This is a genomic window from Nonomuraea sp. NPDC050153 (assembly GCF_044460125.1).
Classification (GTDB): domain Bacteria; phylum Actinomycetota; class Actinomycetes; order Streptosporangiales; family Streptosporangiaceae; genus Nonomuraea.
Genome location: NZ_JBITJQ010000100.1, coordinates 1 through 1,290, shown reverse-complemented (window position 1 = coordinate 1,290; position 1,290 = coordinate 1). Strand labels below are relative to the sequence as shown.

Below are 1,290 nucleotides of genomic sequence, written 5' to 3'. Positions count from 1 at the left end.
GAGCCTGCTGACAAAGGGTTTGGTCGGTACGGCCGAGTTGGGGCGATCTCGGCGGTTCTCCCGGTGTGTCACACCTGCGGACAGGAGCGGGCTCCTGATAACTGAGGTGTTGTCGAAGCATCTCAGCAGCCAGGAGCCCGTGGTTGCCTGTCTACACGCCCGCGCCCGAAAACTCCAGTGGTTGCGCTTCACCGGGGTGCCGATGTCACGGCCGAAGACCGGCGTATCCGTCGGATCTGTCCGATGCCGAGTGGGCGGTGCTGGAGGGCGAGGCGCGGGCGGTGATGGCTGAGCTGGTCAAGGCCATGGGACGGCCGATGGTGCATGACCTGCGTGCGGTCCTGGACGCGATCGGCTATGTGACCAGGTATGGCATCGAGTGGCGGGCCCTGCCGGTCGACTTCCCGCCGCATGATGCGGTGTACGCGTTCTTCCTGCGCTGGTCGGCGCGCGGTCTTCCCGAACGGCTGGCCGGGCGGTTACGCGGCCGTCTTCGGGTCATGGCCAGACGCGGCGAGCTGCCCACGGCGGGATGCATCGACTCCCAATCGGTCAAGGCCGCCGAGACCGTCAGCGCCGTGACCTGCGGCTATGACTCCGGCAAGAAGATCAAGGGGCAGAAGCGCCATATCGCGGTCGACACCCTCGGGCTGCTCCTGGCCGTGATCGTCACCGCCGCCTCCGTCCAGGATCGTGATGGTGCGCACCCCTTGCTGGCCCGGCTCCGGGAAAAGTTCTCCACCATCACGCTGGTGTGGGCCGACGGCGGATACGCCGGGCGCCTGGTCACCTGGGCCCGCGACGTGCTGCGCCTGACCGTCACCCTCGTCAAGCGCTCCGACAACCTGCGCGGCTTCGTCGTCCTGCCCCGCCGGTGGGTCGTGGAACGATCGTTCGCCTGGTTGATGCGCTACCGGCGGCTGGTGCGGATCTACGAACGCAAGCCTGAACATCACGAAGCCCTCATCTGGTGGGCCGCCGTCCACCAGATGACCCGCCGCCTGGCCCGCGAACTGGCAGGTCAGCCACCTCATGGCCGTTGGGGCGACCCGCCGCCGCTCCCGGAGCTGATCAGCCCCGACCGCCGCGGCAAGGTCTTGGAACTGCTGGCCGCCCAGCCCTGTCGGGCCTGGAAGGGAGTCGAATTGGCGGCGATCCTCGGGATCGAGAACATCAACAGCTTCCGCGTCCAGCTCTCCCAGTGGTCCCACCAGGGCCACATCAACAAGATCGGACCAGCGCTCTACGCCTGCACCTCATTGAGCGCTTAAGCCTTCGTCAGCAGGCTCT

At 67.1% G+C, this 1,290-nt stretch carries 1 protein-coding gene; it reads left to right on the top strand.

Annotated features, from left to right (window positions below):
- Positions 1-143 precede the first annotated feature (143 nt).
- Positions 144-1,271 carry an IS5 family transposase gene (locus ACIBQ1_RS61860; protein WP_397292895.1) on the top strand — a complete coding sequence of 376 codons (1,128 nt, stop codon included), beginning with the start codon at positions 144-146 and terminating at the stop codon, positions 1,269-1,271.
- Positions 1,272-1,290: the final 19 nt, after the last annotated feature.